Here is a 20674-nt window from a genome sequence, read left to right as displayed (position 1 = left end):
GGGGGTCGAGGGCCGCTCCGCTGTGATGATGCGCAAGCGGCTCAGCCCGCGAGGACGCCCAGGAGGTGGCTGACCTCCCTGGCCACCGCGTCGCGCCCGGCCTTGAGGTATTTCCGGGAGTCGACGACGCGCTCGTCGTGGGCCAGGTAGTCGCGCACGGCGCCGGTGAACGCCTTGTTCAGGTGCGTCGCGATGTTGATCTTCTTCATGCCGTTCCGCACGGCCTCGCGCAGCACGTCGTCGGGCACCCCTGACGAGCCGTGCAGCACCAGCGGTACCGGCACCGCGGCCCGCAGCTCGGCGATGAGCTCCAGGTCCAGCACCGCGTCCTTGGTGGTCATGGCGTGGGAGGTGCCCACGGCCACGGCCAGCGCGTCCACGCCGGTCCTGGCCACGTAGTCGACCGCCTCGTGCGGCTTGGTGCGCGCGCCGGGGGCGTGCACGCCGTCCTTGCCCCCGACCTCGCCCAGCTCGGCCTCCACCCACACGCCGCGCTCGTGGCACCAGGCGGCGACCTCGGCGGTCGTGCGGACGTTCTCCTCGTCGGGCAGCGCCGAGGCGTCGTACATGACCGAGCCCAGGCCCAGCCCCACCGCCTCCTCCACGAGCGCCCGGTCGGTGGCGTGGTCGAGGTGGACCGCGACCGGCACCTCGGCGCGCCTGGCGATCGCCAGGGCCGCCAGCGCGACGGGCTCGAGCGCGCCGTGGTAGCGGACGCAGTTCTCGCTGATCTGCAGCACGACCGGCAGGCTCAGGGCCTCGGCGCCGGACACGATGGCGGTGGCGTGCTCGAGCTGGATCACGTTGAACGCGCCCACCCCGGCGGGCGACTGGCTGACGATGTCGCCGATGGCGGCGAGGGGCATGCCGGGCTCCTTACGTGACGATGATCTGGGGATGTATGTCGGCGTACACGTCGGGGTCGAAGTCGCCCGCCACGGGCGCGGCCACGGCGGCCGCGCCGAGGGCCGCGGCCCTCCGGAGGCTGTCGGGCCACGGCGCCGACTCCACCAGACCCAGCGCCAGCCCGGCGACGAGCGAGTCGCCCGCCCCCGTCGGGTTACCGCGCACGGTGTACGGCATGCGCGCCGTGAACGTCCCCTCCCCGGTGACCGCCAGCAGCCCGTCGGCGCCCATGGAGACCACCACGGCCTCGGCGCCCTGGCTGCGCAGCGCCTGGGCGCCCTCGGCCGGGGTGCCGCCGGGCACGGCCCTGGCCAGCTCCTCCCGGTTGGGCTTGACCACGGAAGGACGGCCCTTGGGCGCGTGGCGGAGCGGGTCGCCGTCGGCGTCCACGATCGCGGGGACCCCGTGGTCCGCGGCGATGGAGGCCAGCCGGGCGTAGGTGTCGGCGGGGACGCCGCGGGGGAGGCTGCCCGAGAGGACGACCGCGTCGGCCGTGGCGAGCAGCGATGCGTAGTGCCGTACGAAGCCCGCCAGCTCGGCGGGGGTGACCTCGGGCCCCGGCTCGTTGAAGAGGGCGGTGCGCGTCCCGGCCTGCTCCGAGACGGCCAGCGTGGTGCGGGAGTCGGCGGCGATGGCGCACAGCTCGCCCGGCAGGCCCGCCTCCCGCAGGTCGTCCTCGATCGCCCGCCCTGTGGGCCCGCCCGCCAGCCCGGTGACCAGCACGTCCTGGCCGAGCGCGGCCAGGACGCGGGCCACGTTGACGCCCTTGCCGCCCGCCCGTCTGTGGACCGCGCCGACCCGGTTGACCCCGTCCCAGTCCACCTCCGGGACCTGGTAGGTCACGTCGAGCGCGGCGTTGAGCGTCACGGTGAGGATCATCGGGGCTCCGTGACCCAGGCGCCGTCCTTCATCACACCGGCCACCTCCAGCGAGTCGGACAGCACCACCAGGTCGGCCGCCTTGCCCACGGCGATCGAGCCAAGCCTGTCTGCCAGCCCCAGCACCCGCGCGGGCGTCAAGGACGCCACCTGGACCGCGTCGGGCAGTGACATCCCGACCTCCTGGACGCTGCGCCGGAACGCGACGTCCATGGTCAGCGTGGACCCCGCGATCGAGCCGCCCTCGACCAGCCTGGCCACGCCGTCGTCCACGCGCACCCGCATGGGGCCGAGCACGTAGTCGCCGTCGCCGAGGCCGGTGGCCGACATCGCGTCCGTGATCAGCGCCGTCCTGCCGGGGCCCGCCACCTCGTACGCCAGGCGCAGCATGGCGGGGTGCACGTGCACGCCGTCGTTGATCAGCTCCACCGTCACCCGCTCGTCGTCGAGCAGCGCGGCCACCGGTCCGGGCGCGCGGTGGCCGAGCGGCGGCATCGCGTTGTAGAGGTGGGTGGCCACGCTCGCGCCCGCCTCGATGCCCGCGATCGTCGTGTCATAGTCGGCGTCGCTGTGGCCGAGCGCCGCGATCACGCCTTCGGCGGCGGCCATGCGGATCGTGTCGAGGGCGCCGGGCAGCTCGGCCGCGATGGTCACCATGCGTACGTGCCCGCGCCCCGCCTTGACCAGCGTCGCGAACTCCCGCGGCGATGGCTCCCTGAGCAGGGTCGGGTCGTGCGCGCCGCAGCGGGCCTTGGAGATGTACGGGCCCTCGAAGTGGATGCCGGCCAGCAGCCCTTCCTCGCAGAGCTCGGCCAGCGCCGACGCGGCCCGGATCAGGCCGTCGGGCGAGTCGGTGACCAGGCTCGCCATCGTCGTGGTGGTGCCGTGGCGGCGGTGCAGCTCGACGGCCTCACGTGCCTTGTCCTGCTCGCCGGTCGGGAACGAGCCGCCCGCCCCGCCGTGGTTGTGGATGTCCACGAACCCCGGGATGACGTGCCGCCCGCCCACGCTCAGGCCCTGACCCGGTGCGGATCCGCGGCCGACATGCGTGATGCGGCCGTCTTCGATGGTCAGCCACCCCTCGTGAACTCCCTCGGGGGTCACGATCCTGGCGTCGGCAAGAGTAAGGCTCATGAAGAAAGGATCACAGATCGCGTGAGGTGCATGGGCTCGTCGGGGTTCAGCCCCTGCGCGAACGCCCGGGCGACGGCCACCCGCTGCGCCCTGATCAGCTCGGCCATCGGGTCGAGCGCGGTCTCGAAGAACGTCCCGCCGGTCTCCTCGACCTGCGCGCGCAGGCCCTCGGGCGCGGTGCCGAGCATCCAGGTCACGCGCCCGGGGGCGGCGATGCTGATCGGGCCGTGCCGGTACTCCATCGCCGGGTACGCCTCCGTCCACGAGCGGGACGCCTCGCGCATCTTCAGCGCTGCCTCCTGCGCCAGCCCGACCGACCAGCCGGTGCCGAGGAAGCTGAACTGCTCGGCCCCCACCAGCTCGTCCGGCAGCGGCGCGGCCAGGGCCTCCTCGGCGTCCTCGACGGCCTGCGTGAGGTCCTCGCCGAGGCTGGCACGCAGCAGGGCGAGCTGCGTGGTGGCGAACCTGGTCTGCACGACCGACCGCTCGTCGGCGTAGTCGAGCACGACGACCTTGTCGGCGGCCTTCATGATCGGCGTGTTGGGGTCGGCGGTGATGGCCGTGGTCTGCGTGTCCGTCCTGGCGAGCAGCTCCAGCACCTCGGTCGTGGTGCCGGAGCGGCTCAGGGCGAGCACGCGGTCGTACGAGCGGCCGATCGGGGCCTCGGAGGCGGCGAAGGCGTCGGTCTCGCCGTGGCCGGCCCGCTCGCGCAGCACGGCGTACGCCATCGCGATGAACCACGACGTGCCGCAGCCGACGACGGCGACCCGCTCGCCCTGGCGCGGCAGCGCGTCGGCGGGAACGCTCGCGACGGCGCGCCGCCAGCACGACGGCTGGGACGCGATCTCGGCCTCGGTGTGGGTGGTCACCACTTGCCTCCCCGGAGATTGATTGTTTCTGCTGGATTTATATCAGGAAGGAGCATTAATGGACACCGGTGGCCCTGTCCTGTGCCGTTGTGCCACGCTTGCCCTTGTCGCCACCTGTCCCCTGTCACCACCTGCTCTTGTCGCCACCCGCTCTTGTCGCCATCGCCTAGGAGGCCTCGTGTCCCGCTACGACCGCTGGAACGCCATCCTCGAGCTGCTGGCCCAGGAGGGCAGGCTGTCGGTGGAGGAGGCCGCCCGGGCGCTCGACGTCTCCACCGCGACGATCCGGCGGGATTTCGACCAGCTCGCGCAGCAGCAGATGCTCATGCGCACGCGGGGCGGCGCGGTCGCGCAGAGCGTGAGCTACGACCTGCCGCTGCGGTACAAGACGGCCAGGCACGCCGGCGAGAAGCACCGCATCGCCGCCGCGGCGGCCGAGCTGGTGACGCCCGGGGCTGTGGTGGGGCTCAACGGCGGCACCACCACGTCGGAGCTGGCGCGCACGCTCGCGACGACGCCGACGCTGGAGAGCGGGTTCACGATCGTCACGAACGCGCTGAACATCGCGGCCGAGCTGACCGTACGGCAGCACGTCAAGATCGTGGTGACGGGCGGGGTGGCCAGGCAGCAGTCGTACGAGCTCATCGGGCCGCTGGCGACCGGGGTGCTGGAGCAGGTGACGCTGGACGTGGCGTTCCTGGGTGTGGACGCGCTGGACGTCGAGGTGGGGGCCTCGGCGCATCACGAAGGGGAGGCCAGCGTCAACCACCTGCTGATCAGCCGGGCGGCGCAGGTCGTCGTGGTGGCCGACTCCTCCAAGATCGGCAAGCGGGCCTTCTCGCGGATCTGTCCGATCGGCCAGATCGACACGCTGGTCACGGATGACCAGCTCTCCGACGCGCTGGCCGGGGAGCTGACGGACGCGGGGGTGAAGGTCGTCCGCGCCTGACCCGGCGTCCGTCCCCTAGGGCGAAGGTCGCACACGGCTGTCCCACCGATGTCTCTTCTGTCCTCTTGGAGGGGAAGAGGAGGGCCGGTGGGTTGGACGCGTGCGGCGGTTCACACGACGCCGGCGAGGCCCGCACTTGGGCGGTGGCGTTACAGGGCGAGGGGCCCGAGGGTAGGTATGGAGCGCAGGCGACAAAGCCGTACCAGGGGGAGATATGACGCCGGGAAGATGTGTGGCTCGGCTCGGGCCCGCGGAGCGGACCGAGGCGCTGGAGCGCATGGCCGCGCAGGACTTCGACGTGGTCGTGGTGGGCGGCGGCGTCGTGGGGGCGGGGATCGCGCTCGACGCCGCGACCCGGGGGCTCGACGTGGCGCTGGTCGAGGCCAGGGACTTCGCCTCCGGCACGTCCTCCCGCTCGTCCAAGCTCATCCACGGCGGCCTGCGCTACCTGGAGCAGCTCAACTTCGAGCTGGTGCGCGAGGCCCTGCAGGAGCGCGCGCTGCTGCTCCAGCGGATCGCGCCGCACCTGGTCAGGCCGGTGCCGTTCCTCTTCCCGCTGACCCACTTCGCCTGGGAGCGGCCGTACGTCGGCGCGGGCGTGGCGCTCTACGACACGCTCGGCCTGGCGACCGGGATCGCCCGCGGCGTGCCGGGCCACCGGCACCTGTCCAGGTCGCGGGCGCTGCGGCTGGCTCCGGCGCTGAAGAAGACCGCCTTCACGGGCGCCGTCCAGTACTGGGACGCGCAGGTGGACGACGCCCGTTACGTGACGACCCTGCTGCGCACCGCCGCCACCTACGGCGCCCTCATCGCGCCGCGGGCGCAGGTGGTGGGGTTCCTGCGGGAGGGCGAGCGGGTCACCGGCGTGCGCGTGCGCGACCTGGAGCTCGGCGACGAGCTGGAGGTACGCGCCCAGCAGGTGGTGAACGCCACCGGCGTCTGGACCGACGACATCCAGCAGCTCGTCGGCGGCCGCGGCCAGATCCACGTACGCGCCTCCAAGGGCATCCACCTCGTGGTGCCCAGGGACCGGATCCACTCGCTGACCGGGATCATCCTGCGTACGGAGAAGTCGGTGCTCTTCGTGATCCCCTGGGGTCGCCACTGGATCATCGGCACCACCGACACGGACTGGACGCTCGACAAGGTTCACCCGGCCGCCTCCCGCACGGACATCGACTACCTGCTCGATCACGTGAACGCCGTCCTGTCCGTCCCCCTCACCCGTGACGACGTCGAAGGCGTCTACGCGGGGTTGCGGCCGCTGCTGTCGGGCGAGTCCGACGAGACGTCCAAGCTGTCCAGGGAGCACGTGGTGACGCACCCGGTGCCGGGCCTGGTGATGATCGCCGGCGGGAAGTACACGACGTACCGGGTCATGGCCAAGGACGCGGTGGACACGGTGGTGCACGGGCTCGGCCAGCGGGTGCCGGGCTCGTGCACCGACCGCATCCCGCTCGCCGGCGCGGAGGGCTACCAGGCGCTGTGGAACTCCAGGCACCGCCTGGCCCACACCTCGGGGCTGCACGTGGCCAGGATCGAGCACCTGCTGCAGCGCTACGGCTCGCTGATCGACGAGGTGCTGGAGCTGATCGAACGCGACCCGTCGCTGGGCAGGCCGCTGTCGGGGGCCGACGACTATCTGCGCGCCGAGATCGTCTACGCCGCCACCCACGAGGGGGCCAGGCACCTCAACGACGTGCTGACCCGGCGTACGCGCATCTCCATCGAGACCTTCCACCGCGGTCTGGCCGTGGCGCAGGAGGCGGCCGAGCTGCTGGCCGGGCCGCTGGACTGGGACGGCGAGCAGGTGAAGAGGGAGGTGGAATACTACGCCAAGCGGGTCGAGGCCGAGCGGCGCTCGCAGGAGCAGGACTCCGACCAGGAGGCCGACGCGATCAGGCTCGGCGCGCCGGAGATCGTCCCCGTCGTCGTCCCGGAGCATTGACCATGAGCGAGCGCAGCGAGCGAATAATCAGACACGTGAGCGAACCTTCGAAGCAGTTGTCCGACCCCCGGCAGTTGCTGGAGGGTTACCTCGATCACTACCGCGAGGAGATCCTGCGCAAGCTGGACGGGTTCCCCGAGCCCGAGGTGAGCCGGGTGCCGTCCGGGTGGACGGCGGCGGCGATGCTCAAGCATCTGGCGTTCATGGAGCGGCGCTGGTTCCAGTGGGACTTCGCCGGCGAGCAGGTGCCGGATGCGAACGGAGACCGCGACCAGGACGGCGCGCTCGTCGCGGGGGAGTCGCCGGCGGAACTCAAGGGGTTCTACCTGGCGCAGTGCGAGCGGTCCAGGCAGATCGTGGCGAAGGCGAGCCTGTCGGACGTGGCCTCGCGGATCGGCAGGTTCCAGCCGCCCAAGGAGCCTCCGACGCTGGCATGGATCATGTTCCACGTCCTGGAGGAGTACATGCGGCACGCCGGGCACCTCGACATCGCCCGGGAGCTGGCCGAAAGCTGAGAAGAGGGGCGGGCGGCACGCGGCGCTGCGGGATCCGCGTACCGCCCTTCCAGGATGGTCCTCTAGTACTGCGTGGAGTCGTGCACGTCGAGCAGCGGCTCCTTGACGCCGTCACCCGAGTCGTCGGTCCAGTTGGAGTTGCCGGTGGCGATCAGTTTGGTGCGTACGGCCAGCGCGCCCGCCCTGGTCGTCGGCTTGCGGCTGCCCGAGGTGAGGATGCCGGCCGCGCCCGCCACGTGGGGGCTGGCCATCGAGGTGCCGCTGATCGTGTTGTAGCCGCCGTTCATCCACGTCGAGTAGATGCAGGTGCCCGGCGCGGTGATCTCGACAGTGGAGCCGAAGTTGGAGTAGAACGCCGAGGTGTCGTCCTGGTCGGTCTCGCTGCGGCACGAGAGCGTGCTGCCGCCCGCGCCGCCGGGCAGGCCGTCGTTGTCGGTCAGCGCCGAGACCGTGACCACGTCCGGGTGGTTGGCGGGGAAGAAGGAGGACGTGTTCGCGTGGCTGTTGCCCGCGGCCACGACGACCACGATGCCCTTGTTGACGGCGTTCGTGATCGCGGTGCTGATGGCACTGCTCGAGCAGCCGCTGCAGCCCAGGCTCAGGTTGATGACCTCGATGGTGGAGGCCCGTGCCACCACCCAGTCGATGCCGGCCGCGATGGCCGACAGGGTGCCGGAGCCGGCCGAGTTGAGCACCTTGACGCCGTGGATGCGGGCCCCGGGCGCGACGCCGACCGAGCCGATGGTGTTGTCCTTGGCGCCGATGATGCCCGCCACGTGTGAGCCGTGGCCGTTGTCGTCGGTGCCGGTGTTGTTGAGGCAGACGCCGGTCACGCAGTTGGCGCGGGCGACCACGTTCAGGTCGGGGTGGGTGTAGTCCACGCCGGTGTCGACGACCGCGACGTCCACGTCGACGCGCACGTCATCGACGCCGTCGATGTCCAGATTGGGGTTGGCGGGGGCGAAGATGCGCCTGACGCCCGTGGGCGTGGTCTGGGCGAACGTCGTCACCACGGCGTCGGGTTCGACGCTGAGCACGTTCGGGTTCTGCTTGAGCCGCTCGGCGGCGGTCGCGCTGAGGCGGGCGGTGTAGCCCTTGAACGCGTGCTCGTAGACGCCGACGAGCTCGCCGCCGTACTGCGACACCTGGTCCTGGGCGGCGGAGCGGGGTGCCGCCCGCAGCGTCGGCTTGAGCTGGACGATGTACGTCTCCTGCGCGGCCTGCGTGGCGGCGGAGGCGGCCGGCGGCGTCAGGGGTAACGCCAATGCGCTGACGAGCAATGCGAGCAGGGGGGTGCGTGATCGCATGGCGCGTGGGCCCTTCCTGTGATGGGTCTGGAGAGGCCTGTGGGATTACAAGCCCCACCAATCCGACATTACATGGTTAGTAAAGTTTTCATCACGAGTGGGGGGCTGTCCATGGATAAAGGTGCCAATCATACGAAATCGGCACCTTTCTTGCTTTTAGCGCAGCGGGATCCACGCCTGCTGGGCCAGGGTGGCGATGTCGTTGACCTGGACACCGTCGTACGAGACCGTCCAGATCGAGTCGCCGATGACCATCGCGCGGTCGATCCCGGCCTCGTTCGACGGGTGCTTGATCATGCCGAGCTTCGACACGCCGGAGTCGTCGATCTTCAGCACGAGCGCGCCCGACTCGGTCTGCTGGAACAGCGGGATCACCGCCAGGCCGGTCTTCGGCCAGTACAGGAACGCGTGCGGGTCCCACTCGGCCGTCGAGCCCGAGTCCTTCTGGAACAGCTGCGACAGCCTGCGCGGACTGGCCGGGTCGCTGACGTCGAACAGCGAGATCTGCGTGCCCAGCGTCCGGCCCTTCTCGCTGGCCTCCTGGCCGATGCCGATCAGGCGGCCGTCGGCGCCGGGGTGCAGGTACGCGGAGTAGCCGGTGATCTTCAGCTCGCCCGTCACCTTGGGCGCCGCCGGGTCGCGCAGGTCCAGCGTGTAGAGCGGGTCTACCTGCTTGAACGTGACGCAGTAGCCCACCGGGCCGATGAACCTGACCGAGTAGATGCGCTCGCCCCGGCCGAGACCGCCGACCTCGCCCGTCTTGACCAGGGTGTCGGCCTTGAGCACGTACACGGCGCTGGAGCTGTTCTCGCCGTCCTGGGAGGTGAGTGTGGTCGCGACGCGGAGGTGGCCGTCGTACTCCGACAGCGAGTACTGGTTCAGCAGCCGTCCGGGGACCTTGCCCGAGGCCACGTAGGCGGGGGCGCCGGGCGAGGAGATGTCGAACCGGTGGACCTCCGTCTCCTCCGGCGGGATGGTGGGCGTCGGGCTGGGCCCGGACGAGGTGAGCTCGGACGAGGTGAGCTCGGACGAGGTGAGCTCGGACGAGGTGAGCTCGGACGGGGTGGGCGCTGGTTCTTCGGAGGCCTGCGTTGGTTGCGGGTCCGTTGGCGTGGGCTCCTCGGCCGGGGCGACGCCTTCCGAGGGCGGCGTGGTCGCCGTGGCCTCCGGGTTCGTCTGCGGGGTGTCCTCCACCGGCTGGGGCATCCACCAGCGCGGGTTGCTGGCCACGTAGAGGCTGCTGCCGGTGCCGTACACGATGTCGCCGTCCGCCGCCAGGCTGATCGGGTCGGTGCCGGCCGCGGTGAGGCCCTGCGCGAGGTCGATGGTGTGCACGGTGAGCAGCGACGTGCCGGTGTAGTCGGCCGGGTGGCTGATCCGCTCGCACTTCACGGAGTCCTTCTTGACCGTCCCCGACGCGTCCGTGATCTCGGTCTTGGGGAGCCAGGCCTCGGCCGGGGCCTTGCGCACCGCGGCCTGGTTGCGCTTGAGGCGCTCGGCCTCCGGGACCTCCCCGTTGATCACGGGGAACGTGATGTCCGGCTGGCTGCGGGTGACCAGCCTGACCGTGGAGCCGACCATCCTGGCGTCCACGTACGAGCCCTGCGTCTTGATCGTGCTCAGCACCTTGGGCTGCCCCGAGAGATCGACCAGCACGTATTTCGTCTCGCCTGGCCGGACGAAGTCCCTCGCCTTGTACATGATGTCGCCGCCGCGCATGAGCACCAGCGCGCGGTCGCCCGAGACCAGCAGGTCGGCGGAGACGCCGGGCTGGTCCTTCCCCGTCAGTTTGAGTGAGGCGGTGACCTTCCTGGTGGCGGTGTCGATGACCCGCAGGATGCCGTTCTGGACGGTGATGACCCGGTTGCCGTCGGTCTTGACCGCGTCGGGCTCGTCCACGCCGGCCTCGTGCACGTTCGTCGTGGAGTGCTCGGGAGCGTCGGCCTGCTCGGAGGCCACGCGGGCGTCCTTCGCCAGGGCCGCGTAGGGCAGGATGCCGCCGTCGAAGCCGTACGCGCCGACGTTCCTGGCGGCGTGCTCGCGCAGCCCGGACAGCAGGTCGTCGCAGCTGGTGTAGGCCACCAGGCGGATCGCGCCGAGCGGGCTCGTCCTCGGCTTCTGCGGCGGCTCCGCGGCCGTGGAGGTGCAGGCGACCGTTACCGTTGCGAGCGCAGCGGCGGTCGCGGCCGCACGGATCAGCGTCTTCATGCCCTCATTGACGGCTCTCCCGGCCGGATGGTTCAGGACCGCCTGTTGGGATTGACGGTGAAGACCGGGCTGAAGTCGATCTTGTCGGGCACCTCCAAGAGCTTGCGCACCAGCTTCCCGGTGAAGTCGACCACCTGGACCTCGTCGTTGGTGCCGTTGTTCTGCTCCCAGCAGTAGAGGTGGGTCTCGTCGTAGAAGCCGAGGACCTTGTCGCAGTCGGAGGAGAACGTGCGCACCCGCTCGCCGGACCTGGAGTCCCAGACGCAGTGGTCGCCGTCGCCGCCGTTGGGGCAGTTGGTGACGAACGTCTTACCCGAGGGCGAGAAGATGTCCTGCGTGCCGGCGGACAGCGTGCCGATGCCCGTCATGGAGTGCGTGGCCTTGCCCTCCGAGTCGAAGAAGCGCAGGCTGCGGTTCTTCTCGCTGCCGTAGACGTTGACCGCGCCGTCCTCGGCGCCGTCGAAGCCGAAGGCCGTCTGGCGCACCGAGGTGTCGGAGACGTTCACGGTGGTGGCGTGTTTCCTGGGCACGTCGATCAGGACGAATCCGAGGTAGATCCAGTCGTCGCCGGTCTTCTTCTCGACGTTGAGCAGGATCTTGGAGCCGTCCTTCGACCAGGCCCTGATGCTGCTGATCAGCGGCTCCTTGACGGTCTTGATCGTCGTACGGCCGCCGCTCTGCCTGTCGCTGATGACGACGAAGTCGAAGTCGTCCGAGCTGTAGCTCCTGCCCCTGGTCGCGAGATAGCGGCCGTCGGGGGAGACCATGGACTCCCAGTTGCCGGCGTACTTCGTGTACGAGCCGTGCAGGGAGCCCCTGGCGAAGTCGATCCAGTCGTCCTTCTTCTTGTCGTAGACCTCGTAGGACGTCAGGACGACCGCGTCGCGCGGGTCCTCGTAGAGGTACATGCCGCTCGCGCCCGGGATCGACACCCTCTCGCCCGTCGCCGGCACGGCCGGCTGGCTGGGCGACTGGCTGGTGGTCGTCCTGGATCTGGTCGGGCGGGGCGTCGGGGAGTGCGCGGGGTCGGCCAGCGTGCCCTTGTCGGCCTGGATGTACACGATCACGCCCGCCAGGATCAGCAGCGCGACCGCCACCGTGATGCCGGCGACGAGCGGGCCCCGGCCCTTCTTCTGCGGCGGGCGCGGCTGCTCCCTCCAGCTCGGATGGGTGGGCTGCTGCCCGTAGGGGCCCGGAGGCTGCCACGAGGGCTGGGCGGACGGCGCGACGGAGCCCGTGTGGGGGACCGGGCCCGAGTACGGGTTGGGGCCGGACGGCGGTCCCTGCGGATAGGGGCCGGCCGGCGGACCCGCGTACGGTCCCGACATGGGCCCCGAGACGGGCCCCGACGCGGGTCCTGACGGCGAGGAGAAGGGGGGCGCGGGCGTGGGGGCGGCCTCGGCCGCGGCCTGCGCGAGGATGCCGGCGTTCGGCGCGGAGCTCGGTGCGGAGCCGGGCGCGGGGTGCCGCAGCAGCCGCATGATGACCTGCTCGGCCGTCGGCCGCTGCGCCGGGTCCTTGGCCAGGCACGCGGCCGCCACATCACGCAGCTGGCCGTCCAGCACGCTCAGGTCGGGATGGTGGTTGAGCACGCGGTTGATCACCGCGGGCATCGTGTCGCTGCCGAACGGCGCCTGACCGGAGGCGGAGAAGATCATCGTGCTGGCCCACGCGAACATGTCGGAGGCCGGCCCGACCGTGTGGCCCATGATCTGCTCGGGCGACATGTACGCCGGCGTGCCCACGACCATGCTGCTGATCGTCGCGGTGGCGTTCAGCGCCCGCGCGATGCCGAAGTCGATCACTCGGGGGCCGTCGGCGCCGATGATCACGTTGGCCGGCTTGAAGTCGCGGTGCACGATGCCCGCCTGGTGGATCGCGGCGAGCGCGGTGGCCGTGCCGATGGCCAGCCGGTGCAGGACGGAGCCCGTGCGCGGCCCCTCTTCCTGCACGACCCGGTGTAAGGAGGGCCCCTCGATGAACTCGCTGATGATGTACGGCCGATCCTGCTCGGCCCCGGTGCCGAGGACGGCCGCGGTGCAGAACGGCGCCACCTGCTGGGCCACCTGGACCTCGCGCAGGAACCTCTCGACGCTCACCTGGTCGCCCGACAGGTCGGGCCGTAGCCACTTGACCGCGACCCGTGAGTCATTGTGGCCTTGGGCCAGGTAGACGACGCCTTGACCGCCCTCGCCCAGCCGGCCGAGGAGATCCAGGCCCCCTAGCCGCTGTGGATCCCCGGGGCGTAGCGGAGCGAAGGTTGCCATGTAGGGATTCTGGCCCTATGGCGCGCATCCGCAAAAACTACCCGCTGGTAGCCGGGCGGAATATCCTTCTGCCATGCACGTGACGTCCAGCGGTAGGACACGGCACATCATCGCTCCCTTTACCGGCGAAACCCTCGCTGAGCTGCCCATATCGGACGTTGGCGACGTCCGCCGGGCGTACGAGAAGGCCAGGGCGGCCCAGGCCGACTGGGCGGCCAGGCCCGCGGCGGAACGGGCGAAACCGTTCCTGCGGCTGCACGACGCGATCCTGGACCGTAGGGACGAGATCCTCGACATCGTCCAGAACGAGACCGGCAAGGCCCGCAAGCACGCCTTCGAGGAAGTGCTCGACGTCGCGGGCTGCAGCCTCTACTACGCCCGCCGCGCGCCCGGCCTGCTCGCCCCGCGCGCCCGCAAGGGCATCTTCCCCGTGGCCACCCGCGTGGCGGAGCTGCGCCAGCCCAAGGGTGTGGTGGCACTGATCTCCCCGTGGAACTACCCGCTCGCGCTCGGCGTCACCGACGCGGTGCCCGCGCTGCTGGCCGGGAACGCGATCGTGCACAAGCCGGACACACAGACCGCCCTGTCCGCGCTGTGGACCATCGACCTGCTGGCCGAGCTCGGCATGCCGCGCGACATCTGGCAGGTGGTGCTCGGCGAGCCGGCCGAGATCGGCGACGCGCTGCTCGACGACGCCGACTACGTGGGGTTCACGGGCTCCACGCGCGGCGGCAGGAAGATCGCCGAGGAGGCGGCCAAGCGGCTCATCGGCTGCTCGCTCGAACTGGGCGGCAAGAACCCGATGGTGGTGCTCGACGACGCGGACCTGGACGTGGCCGTACAGGGTGCCATCCGGGCCTGCTTCACGAACGCCGGCCAGCTCTGCCTGTCGATCGAGCGGCTGTACGTGCACGCGTCCGTGTTCGACGCGTTCGCCGAGCGCTTCGTCGCCCAGGTCAGGGGGCTCAAGCTGGGCGCGGGCCACGACTGGTCGGTGCAGATGGGCTCGCTGACCTCGCAGCGCCAGCTCGACACGGTCACCGCCCACGTCGAGGACGCCCTGGCCAAGGGCGCGACCCTGCTGACAGGCGGCAAGGCCAGGCCCGACCTGGGCCCGCTGTTCTACGAGCCGACCGTGCTCACCGGCGTCGGCGAGGAGATGGAGCTGTGCCGCAACGAGACGTTCGGGCCGGTGGTGGCGCTCTATCCGTTCTCCTCCGACGACGAGGTGGTCGAGCTGGCCAACGACACCATCTACGGCCTGAACGCCTCCATCTGGACCTCCAGCCTGCCGCGCGGCCGCGCGCTCGCCGCCCGCGTCAGGGCCGGCACGGTCAACATCAACGAGGGATACGCCTCGGCCTACGCCTCCTACGACGCTCCCATGGGCGGCATGAAGGCGTCCGGCCTGGGGCGCCGGCACGGCGCGGAGGGGCTGCTGCGTTACACCGAGTCCAAGACGGTGGCCTCGCAGGCGGGCTGGCTGGGGTTCGAGCCGCCGTTCGGGCTGCCGTACGAGAAGTGGGCCGCCACCCTGGCCACCACGCTCAAGGCGATGCGGCGCCTCCACCTGAAGTGACGCCGACGCGTCAGCGTGCGGTGCGAGGCCGACTTGCGCGGAATAACCGGTCATGGCGCGATGTCGTTGACAAGCATGGAGATTCGTTACGTCGGAGGGCCCACGGCGGTCCTGGAGATCGGCGGGGTGCGCCTGCTGACCGACCCCACGTTCGACGCACCCGGCGACTACCCGATCGGTAACAGGGCGCTCACCAAGACGACGGGGCCCGCCGTCGAGGTCTCCTCGCTCGGACCGGTGGACGCCGTGCTGCTCTCGCACGACCAGCACCCCGACAACCTCGACCAGGCCGGGCGGGACCACCTGGCGTCCGTGCCGCTGACCCTGTCCACGCAGTCGGCGGCCGCGCGGCTGGGCGGCTCGGTGCGCGCCCTGCCCAACTGGACGTCCGTCACGCTGGGCGACGGGTTGACGGTGACCGGGGTCCCGGCGCAGCACGGCCCGGACGGGACCGAGCACCTGGTGGGCGAGGTCACCGGGTTCGTGCTCAGCGGTGAGGGGCTGCCGACCGTCTACGTGAGCGGGGACAACGCCTCGCTCGACGTCGTACGGGAGGTCGTGAAGCGGGTCGGCCCGGTGGACGTGGCCCTGCTGTTCGCGGGCGGGGCCCGTACCCCGCTGGTGGACGGGTTTCTGACGCTGAACAGCGACGACGCGGTCACGGCCGCCGAGATCCTGGGCGCGGTACGTGGTGCCGCTGCACTTCGAGCACTGGGCGCACTTCACGCAGGGGCGGGAGACGGTGGAGAAGGCGTTCGCCGGGTTCGGCGACCGGCTGCGGCTGCTGGCGCCGGGCGAGACCACGCGCCTCCCCTGACCCGGGTGCTCGCGGCTACGGGCGGTGGCTCGGCTCGTGGCGAAACGGGCAGTCCGTCCGGCCCGCGCCTGGCAGGGTGAAGGCGTGAATTGGAACGCGCGAGCGCTCGACGTGCTGGCGGCGGGGGAGCCCACCCCGCTGATCGACTTTCCGGTGCAGGCGCCCGGGATCAGGCTGCTGCTGAAGGACGAGTCGGCGCAGCCCACGGGGAGCCTGCGGCATCGGCATGCCAGGGCGCTGTTCCGCCGGGCGATCCTCGACGGGCTGGTCGCCGAGGGCACGACCGTGGTCGAGGCGACGGGTGGCAACGCGGCGGTGGCGCAGGCGTGGTTCGCCCGGCGGCTCGGGCTGCCGTACATCGTGGTCATGCCGGGCGAGCGGAGCGAGGCGCGCGCCCGGGCGGTGGAGGCGCTGGGCGGAGAGTGCAGGTTCGTGACGCCGCCGCTGGCGATCTACGATGCGGCGCGCGAGATCCCGGGGCATTTCCTCGACCAGTTCGGGCGTGCGGCCGAGCATGACCTGGGGGAGGAGCTGTTCGGACAGGTGCGGCCCGACTGGGTGGTGACGGGGGCGGGCACGGGCGCCACGTCCGCGACGCTCGGCCGCTGGATCCGTGCCCACGAGGTGGAGTGCCGGGTCGCGGTGGCGGATCCTGATAATTCTGCGTATTTCCCAGGATGGACGCTCGACGTGCCCGACTACGCGACCGGGATGCCGTCGCGGATCGAGGGCATCGGACGGCCCCGCGTCGAGCCCGGGTTCCGGCCTGACCTCGTCGACCTGGTCGTTCCCGTGCCCGACGCGGCGAGCGTGGCGGCGGCCAGGCACATCAAGGAGGTCACGGGGCTGCCGGTGGGCGGCTCGTCGGGCACGGCGCTCTGGGCGGCGCTGGAGCTGGTCGAGCGCATGCGCGCCAGGGGCGAGACCGGCACGGTGGTGTCGGTGCTCGGGGATGCCGCCGACCGTCATCTGGCGACATATCACGATGATGCCTGGGCTGCCGGAAAGGGGCTGGACGCCGGGCAGTACACGGAGGAGCTGCGGAGCCGTACCGGCGTCTGAAAGCTCAGGCTGAAGTCTCAGATCAGGGGGTGGCTGACCCAGACGTTCGGCTCCACGTACACCGCGTGGTCGTGCTCCACGTCGCAGTGCACCGGGGTGAGCGCGCCCGGCACCTCCAGCGGTCCCGAGCGGTCGAACGGCAGGTCCGTCCACTTCCGCCACTCCGCCAGCGTGCCCGCCACCACCATCGAGCGGGGCGCGACCTTGAGGATCTTTCCGCCCGCCCGCACGTGCACCCGTAACCAGGCGTCATGGGGCAGGCCGTCGGCGCGGGTCCTGAAGGCGTACTCGGACATGGGGGTGTGCGGTTCGAGATGCTTCCTGTTCGGCCGGGCGGGCGCAACCAGTTCGGAATAGCCGAGGCGGGCAGCGTGGTCGCGCATGCCCGCCAGCATCAGCGAGGACAGGCCCATGCCCTGCAGGTCGCGGCGGACGCTGATATCCAGGGCGGAGAGGCTGTCAGGTCGCGTGCCGCGCTCGCGGGCCAGCCAGCCCGACCTGATCACGCCGTCCCACCCGTCGTCGGGCAGTTCGGCGCCCTCCAAGAGGAACGGGATCATGCTGCCCCGCGCCACCAGCCGCCCCGGCTCCGCCTCGTCATCGGCCACCAGCACGTACTCGGCATAGGTCGTGGTGGCGAAGGGATAGAACAGGTCCGCGATCGGGTCCTGCAGCACGAACTCCTGCCACGTATGGTCCATCTCGAACAGCGACGGCGCGAACTCGGGACGCTCCGCGAGCGTCGTGATCTTGATAGCCATGCGGATCATTTTCACATTACGGCCGACCGGTACGCGCACGAATAATCCGGGCGAGAAACCGTGCGCTACCGTCGGCCGCATGACAGAACTTGACGCCAGGCTGCGAGCCATCACCGACCTGATCGTGGCCGAGGCGCGCGAGGGCGGCGGCAGGCACGAGTACGACGGCCGGATCCAGGACCTCTCACCCGAGGGCGTGCGGTCCGGGCTGGCACGGCTCGGCCAGGGACCCGCGCCCGAGGACGCGCATGACGCCGAACACCTACAGGTGTTCGAGGAGAGCCTGCGTACTCAGTTCGGCGAGCTGGAGCTGCACCGCAAGAACCCGCTGATCCACCTCTCGAACCTCGACCTCGCCTGCTACGACCGCGACTACGCCCCCGAGGCGGAGCGCGCCGCGGCCAAGGCGGCCCACCTCGGGCTCTGGCCCGAGGCCGTGGACCAGGCGATCGCCTCGCTCGACCAGGTCCCGGCCCCGGTCGCGAAGTCCCTGCTCGCGGCGGTCAAGGGCCTGGCCGCCGGGGTCACGGACGAGGCCGCGCTCGAGGCCCACGGACGGCTCGTCGCCCACGTCGAGCGGGCCGCGGCCGAGGGCGACCCCGACGCCGCGCTCGGCGGCGAGGCGCTGGCCAGGCTCATGGGCACGGGCGAGGGCCTGCCGGTCGATCTGGGCAGGCTGGCCGAGCGGGCCGACGCCGAGCGGGACCGGCTGATGGCGCTGCTCGCCGAGTCCTGCGCCAAGCTGGGCGAGACGGACCGGGCCCCGCTGGACGTCGTACGCGAGCTGGTCAAGGACCACCCCGACGCGGACGGCGTGATCGAGGCGGCGCGGATCGGCACGGAGAAGGCCATCGCGTTCACCCGCGAGAAGGATCTCGTGCCCTACCACGACGGCGAGTGCCTGGTGGGGCTGGCGCCCGAGTCGCGGCGCTGGGCGATGGCCATGATGGCGTGGAACTCGCCCGGCGAGCCCGAGGGCCCGTCCTGGTACTACATCACGCCGCCGGACACCTCCTGGCCCGAGCAGGACCAGGAGGAGTGGCTGGAGGTCTTCAGCCGGACGACGCTGCCGGCGATCAACGTGCACGAGGTCGCGCCCGGCCACTTCTCGCACGCCCGCGCGCTCCGGCGGGCGAAGTCCGACGTGCGCAGGCTGCTGCAGTCGATGGCGTTCATCGAGGGGTGGGCGCATTACGCCGAGGAGCTCTGCGTGGAGGAGGGCTTCGAGGCGGACGACCCGCGGTTCGAGATCGGGGTGTGGGTGGAGGCGCTGATCCGTGTCACGCGGCTCGCCTGCGCGATCGGCGTCCACACCGGGCAGATGACGGTCGAGGAGGGGGCCAGGCGCTTCGAGGCCGACACGCATCTGGCCGGGCCCGCGGCGCTCTCGGAGGCCAGGCGGGCGTCGTTCGACCCGACGTACGGGCGTTACACCTGGGGCAAGCTGCTCATCCTCGACCTGCGGGAGCGGGCACGCAAGGAGTGGGGCGCGGGCTTCAGCCTGCAGCGCTTCCACAAGGCGCTGCTCGACCTCGGCTCGCCGCCCCTGGGCCTGATCGACCGCGTCCTCTAAAGCTGACGGGGAGCTCCCGCGCCGTGCGGACGCATTTCCTGGAGCGGCGACGACACCTCAGGTAGCGTCGGTCGCGAGCGAGGGAGGTTGGGCCTGTGCGGGAGCTCTCTGGCAAGACCGCCGTGGTGACGGGCGCGGCCGGCGGCATCGGGCGGGCGCTGGCGCTCAGGTTCGCGGCCGAGGGCATGACGCTGATGCTCGCCGACGTCGATCCCGGCGGCCTCGCGGAGACGGCCGCCCAGGCAGGCGACGGCAAAGTGTTCACGCAGGTCACCGACGTCTCCGATGCGGCGTCCGTACGACACCTGGCCAACCGCTGCTTCGGCGAGCTCGGCGCCGTGCACGTGCTCTGCAACAACGCCGGCGTCTTCCAGGGCGGCCACATGTGGACCCGCGGCGAGGACGACTTCGCCTGGCTGCTCGGCGTGAACCTGTGGGGTGTGCTGCACGCCGTCCGAGAGTTCGTGCCGCGCATGATCGAGCAGGACACCGAGGGGCACATCGTCAACACGGTGTCGGTGGCCGGGCTGTTCGCCACACCGGGGGCCGGCGGGTACGCGGTCACCAAGTACGCCGCGCTGGCCGCGTCCCAGGCCCTCGCCCAGGACCTGGCCGCCGCTGGCGCCAAGCTCCGCGTGACCGCGCTCTGCCCCGGCGCGGTCAGGACGCGCATCGCCGACTCGGCGCGCGTGCGCCCGCCCACCCTGGTCCACACCCCCACCCAGGACGAGATGGAGGTCCAGGAGTCCGTCAGCAGGTCGGCGGAGCGCGGCATCGAGCCGTCCCAGGTGGCCGACCTGGTCGTGGAGGCCATCAGGGAGGAGCGGTTCCTGGTGCTGACCGATCCCCGCTACGCCGCCCGGCTGCGCCTGCAGACCGAGACCCTGCTCGGTGGCAACCTGCCGTCCTACCAGTGACGTTCGTGGGCCAGCACCCGCTTCACCCTGCCGGTACGCGGCTTGACCAGCAGCCGGACGAAGTCACCCGGCAGCACGTCGTGATAGACGCCCTCCTTGACCAGGTATGACGTGGCCTTCTCCGAGCTGCCGTCGTGAAGCGCGAGGTAGTGGCAGCGCCTGCTGCTCAGCGAGTCGGAGTCCATGTCGATGACGGCCCAGCGCTTGACGACGTAACCGGAGACCTCCTGCCGGCTGGGAACGGGACCGGACGAGCCGGGATCCTCGATCTCGACGCCACGCCAGCCGCTGCCGGTGTAGATCCACTCCTGCCGAGGGTCCACCGGCGCGCCCTCGGACCCGGCGATCTCCCGCCCGGCCTCGGTCAGCAGGAAACCCCTTCCGGCCATGAGCAGGCTCACACCGGCCACGAACGACACCACTGTCGCGATCATCCCCGGCCACGACAGCCCGGCCGCCGAGAGGGTGGCGTACCAGGGGACCACGAGCCCCATGGCGAGGAGCAGCGGCACGATCATGGTCCGCCAGCGCCTGCGTGCCAGGCCGAGCTCGATGGCCGCTCGCCGGACGAGCGGGACGAGGTCGCCGTCCAGGTCGGAGCCTTCGGGCATGAGCGCCATCACCGGCGCGTTCGGCCTGCCGCCCAGGCGGGCGGCCACCCGTTCCAGGACCCACCCTTCATAGGGGCGGAGCGGCTCCTGCCTTCTCGCCGCCAAGGAGAGGCGCTCGCCCTCGACCGTGACCCAGCCGCGGCCCGCCAGGTCGAGCAGCGCCGAATGGAACACATCCTGAGACCGCATCCCGCGTAAGAGCTCGGCCACGGGCGCGGGCACCTCGTACCGGGGCGCTTGCCGGGGTCGTTCGCGGCTGGACGCCTTGAAGGCGGCGGCCAGCGCGGTCACCCACAGGGCCCACGCCGTCACCGGCCAGACAAGATCCATCGTTCTGTGTTAGCACGAGTGCCGCCTGCAGGCCAGGTGTAAT

17 protein-coding genes are annotated in these 20674 nt (G+C 71.2%); 8 read left to right on the top strand and 9 right to left on the bottom strand.

Features of this window, described 5'->3' with window-relative positions:
- Nucleotides 1-41: 41 nt before the first annotated feature.
- Genes ABD830_RS35310 through ABD830_RS35295 form a run of 4 tightly spaced genes read right to left on the bottom strand, consistent with a single transcriptional unit; the run spans nucleotide 42 to nucleotide 3787 of the window.
- Nucleotides 42-866 (bottom strand): class II fructose-bisphosphate aldolase, encoded by an 825-nt coding sequence (locus ABD830_RS35310; RefSeq protein WP_344997484.1) that lies wholly within the window; start codon nucleotides 864-866, stop codon nucleotides 42-44.
- 10 nt (nucleotides 867-876) lie between these two features.
- Nucleotides 877-1785: a 1-phosphofructokinase family hexose kinase gene (locus ABD830_RS35305; RefSeq protein ID WP_344997482.1), complete on the bottom strand. Its 909-nt coding sequence runs from the start codon at nucleotides 1783-1785 to the stop codon at nucleotides 877-879.
- Nucleotides 1782-2918, bottom strand: a complete 1137-nt coding sequence (gene nagA / locus ABD830_RS35300; RefSeq protein ID WP_344997480.1) for an N-acetylglucosamine-6-phosphate deacetylase — start codon at nucleotides 2916-2918, stop codon at nucleotides 1782-1784. Before nagA ends, ABD830_RS35305 begins: the two co-directional genes overlap by 4 nt.
- Nucleotides 2915-3787, bottom strand: a complete 873-nt coding sequence (locus ABD830_RS35295) for an SIS domain-containing protein (protein ID WP_344997478.1) — start codon at nucleotides 3785-3787, stop codon at nucleotides 2915-2917. The genes nagA and ABD830_RS35295 overlap by 4 nt, the downstream gene beginning before the upstream one ends.
- A 178-nt stretch (nucleotides 3788-3965) precedes the next feature.
- On the opposite strand from ABD830_RS35295, the gene ABD830_RS35290 reads away from it, so the two are divergent.
- The 3 genes from ABD830_RS35290 to ABD830_RS35280 all read left to right on the top strand — a co-directional run bounded on the left by ABD830_RS35290 (nucleotide 3966) and on the right by ABD830_RS35280 (nucleotide 7199).
- Nucleotides 3966-4736 carry a DeoR/GlpR family DNA-binding transcription regulator gene (locus ABD830_RS35290; protein ID WP_344997476.1) on the top strand — a complete coding sequence of 257 codons (771 nt, stop codon included), beginning with the start codon at nucleotides 3966-3968 and terminating at the stop codon, nucleotides 4734-4736.
- 214 nt (nucleotides 4737-4950) lie between these two features.
- Entirely contained in the window at nucleotides 4951-6684 is a 1734-nt protein-coding gene (locus ABD830_RS35285) for a glycerol-3-phosphate dehydrogenase/oxidase (RefSeq protein ID WP_378520771.1), read from the top strand.
- Between the two features lie 35 nt (nucleotides 6685-6719).
- Nucleotides 6720-7199, top strand: a complete 480-nt coding sequence (locus ABD830_RS35280) for a DinB family protein (protein WP_344997474.1) — start codon at nucleotides 6720-6722, stop codon at nucleotides 7197-7199.
- A gap of 62 nt (nucleotides 7200-7261) precedes the next feature.
- Here ABD830_RS35280 and ABD830_RS35275 read toward each other — a convergent pair whose 3' ends face one another.
- The 3 genes from ABD830_RS35275 to ABD830_RS35265 form a co-directional block, all read right to left on the bottom strand.
- The gene (locus tag ABD830_RS35275) at nucleotides 7262-8506 is read right to left on the bottom strand and encodes a S8 family serine peptidase (protein ID WP_344997472.1); all 1245 of its coding nucleotides are present in this window, start codon (nucleotides 8504-8506) and stop codon (nucleotides 7262-7264) included.
- A 156-nt stretch (nucleotides 8507-8662) separates the two neighbouring features.
- Nucleotides 8663-10714, bottom strand: coding sequence for a beta-propeller domain-containing protein (locus ABD830_RS35270; RefSeq protein ID WP_344997470.1), 2052 nt, complete (start codon nucleotides 10712-10714; stop codon nucleotides 8663-8665).
- Between the two features lie 32 nt (nucleotides 10715-10746).
- A complete protein-coding gene (locus tag ABD830_RS35265) occupies nucleotides 10747-12981 on the bottom strand; it encodes a protein kinase domain-containing protein (protein WP_344997468.1) in 2235 nt (744 codons plus the stop codon).
- 73 nt (nucleotides 12982-13054) lie between these two features.
- Here ABD830_RS35265 and ABD830_RS35260 point away from each other — a divergent pair, with 73 nt between their 5' ends.
- From ABD830_RS35260 to ABD830_RS35250, 3 genes are all read left to right on the top strand, one after another.
- Nucleotides 13055-14560, top strand: coding sequence for a succinic semialdehyde dehydrogenase (locus ABD830_RS35260; protein WP_344997466.1), 1506 nt, complete (start codon nucleotides 13055-13057; stop codon nucleotides 14558-14560).
- A gap of 75 nt (nucleotides 14561-14635) precedes the next feature.
- Complete coding sequence (locus tag ABD830_RS35255) at nucleotides 14636-15457, top strand: MBL fold metallo-hydrolase (RefSeq protein WP_344997464.1); 822 nt, start codon at nucleotides 14636-14638, stop codon at nucleotides 15455-15457.
- A 4-nt stretch (nucleotides 15458-15461) separates the two neighbouring features.
- Nucleotides 15462-16439, top strand: coding sequence for a PLP-dependent cysteine synthase family protein (locus tag ABD830_RS35250; RefSeq protein WP_344997462.1), 978 nt, complete (start codon nucleotides 15462-15464; stop codon nucleotides 16437-16439).
- A 17-nt stretch (nucleotides 16440-16456) separates the two neighbouring features.
- Here ABD830_RS35250 and ABD830_RS35245 read toward each other — a convergent pair whose 3' ends face one another.
- Nucleotides 16457-17200, bottom strand: a complete 744-nt coding sequence (locus ABD830_RS35245) for an N-acetyltransferase (RefSeq protein ID WP_344997460.1) — start codon at nucleotides 17198-17200, stop codon at nucleotides 16457-16459.
- Nucleotides 17201-17279: 79 nt separating this feature from the next.
- Here ABD830_RS35245 and ABD830_RS35240 point away from each other — a divergent pair, with 79 nt between their 5' ends.
- Both ABD830_RS35240 and ABD830_RS35235 read left to right on the top strand, forming a co-directional pair.
- Nucleotides 17280-18773, top strand: a complete 1494-nt coding sequence (locus ABD830_RS35240; RefSeq protein WP_344997458.1) for a DUF885 family protein — start codon at nucleotides 17280-17282, stop codon at nucleotides 18771-18773.
- A 95-nt stretch (nucleotides 18774-18868) separates the two neighbouring features.
- Nucleotides 18869-19690 carry an SDR family NAD(P)-dependent oxidoreductase gene (locus tag ABD830_RS35235; RefSeq protein ID WP_344997456.1) on the top strand — a complete coding sequence of 274 codons (822 nt, stop codon included), beginning with the start codon at nucleotides 18869-18871 and terminating at the stop codon, nucleotides 19688-19690.
- On the opposite strand, the gene ABD830_RS35230 is transcribed toward ABD830_RS35235, so the two are convergent.
- Nucleotides 19681-20631 (bottom strand): DUF2207 domain-containing protein, encoded by a 951-nt coding sequence (locus tag ABD830_RS35230; protein ID WP_344997454.1) that lies wholly within the window; start codon nucleotides 20629-20631, stop codon nucleotides 19681-19683. The two genes, ABD830_RS35235 and ABD830_RS35230, sit on opposite strands and share 10 nt — an antisense overlap.
- Nucleotides 20632-20674: the final 43 nt, after the last annotated feature.

The sequence above is a fragment of the Nonomuraea helvata genome (genome assembly GCF_039535785.1).
GTDB lineage: Bacteria > Actinomycetota > Actinomycetes > Streptosporangiales > Streptosporangiaceae > Nonomuraea > Nonomuraea helvata.
Note: the sequence above shows the minus strand (reverse complement) of the source record. Positions and strands in the feature narration are given on the sequence as shown.

Bases quoted from the DNA above. Each gene is read 5' to 3' on its own strand.
- ABD830_RS35285 (WP_378520771.1), top strand. From the start codon at position 4,951: ATGACGCCGGGAAGATGTGTGGCTCGGCTCGGGCCCGCGGAGCGGACC.
- ABD830_RS35260 (WP_344997466.1), top strand. From the start codon at position 13,055: ATGCACGTGACGTCCAGCGGTAGGACACGGCACATCATCGCTCCCTTT.
- ABD830_RS35240 (WP_344997458.1), top strand. From the start codon at position 17,280: ATGACAGAACTTGACGCCAGGCTGCGAGCCATCACCGACCTGATCGTG.
- ABD830_RS35230 (WP_344997454.1), bottom strand. From the start codon at position 20,631: ATGGATCTTGTCTGGCCGGTGACGGCGTGGGCCCTGTGGGTGACCGCG.
- ABD830_RS35305 (WP_344997482.1), bottom strand. From the start codon at position 1,785: ATGATCCTCACCGTGACGCTCAACGCCGCGCTCGACGTGACCTACCAG.
- ABD830_RS35310 (WP_344997484.1), bottom strand. From the start codon at position 866: ATGCCCCTCGCCGCCATCGGCGACATCGTCAGCCAGTCGCCCGCCGGG.
- ABD830_RS35265 (WP_344997468.1), bottom strand. From the start codon at position 12,981: ATGGCAACCTTCGCTCCGCTACGCCCCGGGGATCCACAGCGGCTAGGG.
- nagA (WP_344997480.1), bottom strand. From the start codon at position 2,918: ATGAGCCTTACTCTTGCCGACGCCAGGATCGTGACCCCCGAGGGAGTT.
- ABD830_RS35255 (WP_344997464.1), top strand. From the start codon at position 14,636: ATGGAGATTCGTTACGTCGGAGGGCCCACGGCGGTCCTGGAGATCGGC.
- ABD830_RS35270 (WP_344997470.1), bottom strand. From the start codon at position 10,714: ATGAAGACGCTGATCCGTGCGGCCGCGACCGCCGCTGCGCTCGCAACG.
- ABD830_RS35245 (WP_344997460.1), bottom strand. From the start codon at position 17,200: ATGGCTATCAAGATCACGACGCTCGCGGAGCGTCCCGAGTTCGCGCCG.
- ABD830_RS35275 (WP_344997472.1), bottom strand. From the start codon at position 8,506: ATGCGATCACGCACCCCCCTGCTCGCATTGCTCGTCAGCGCATTGGCG.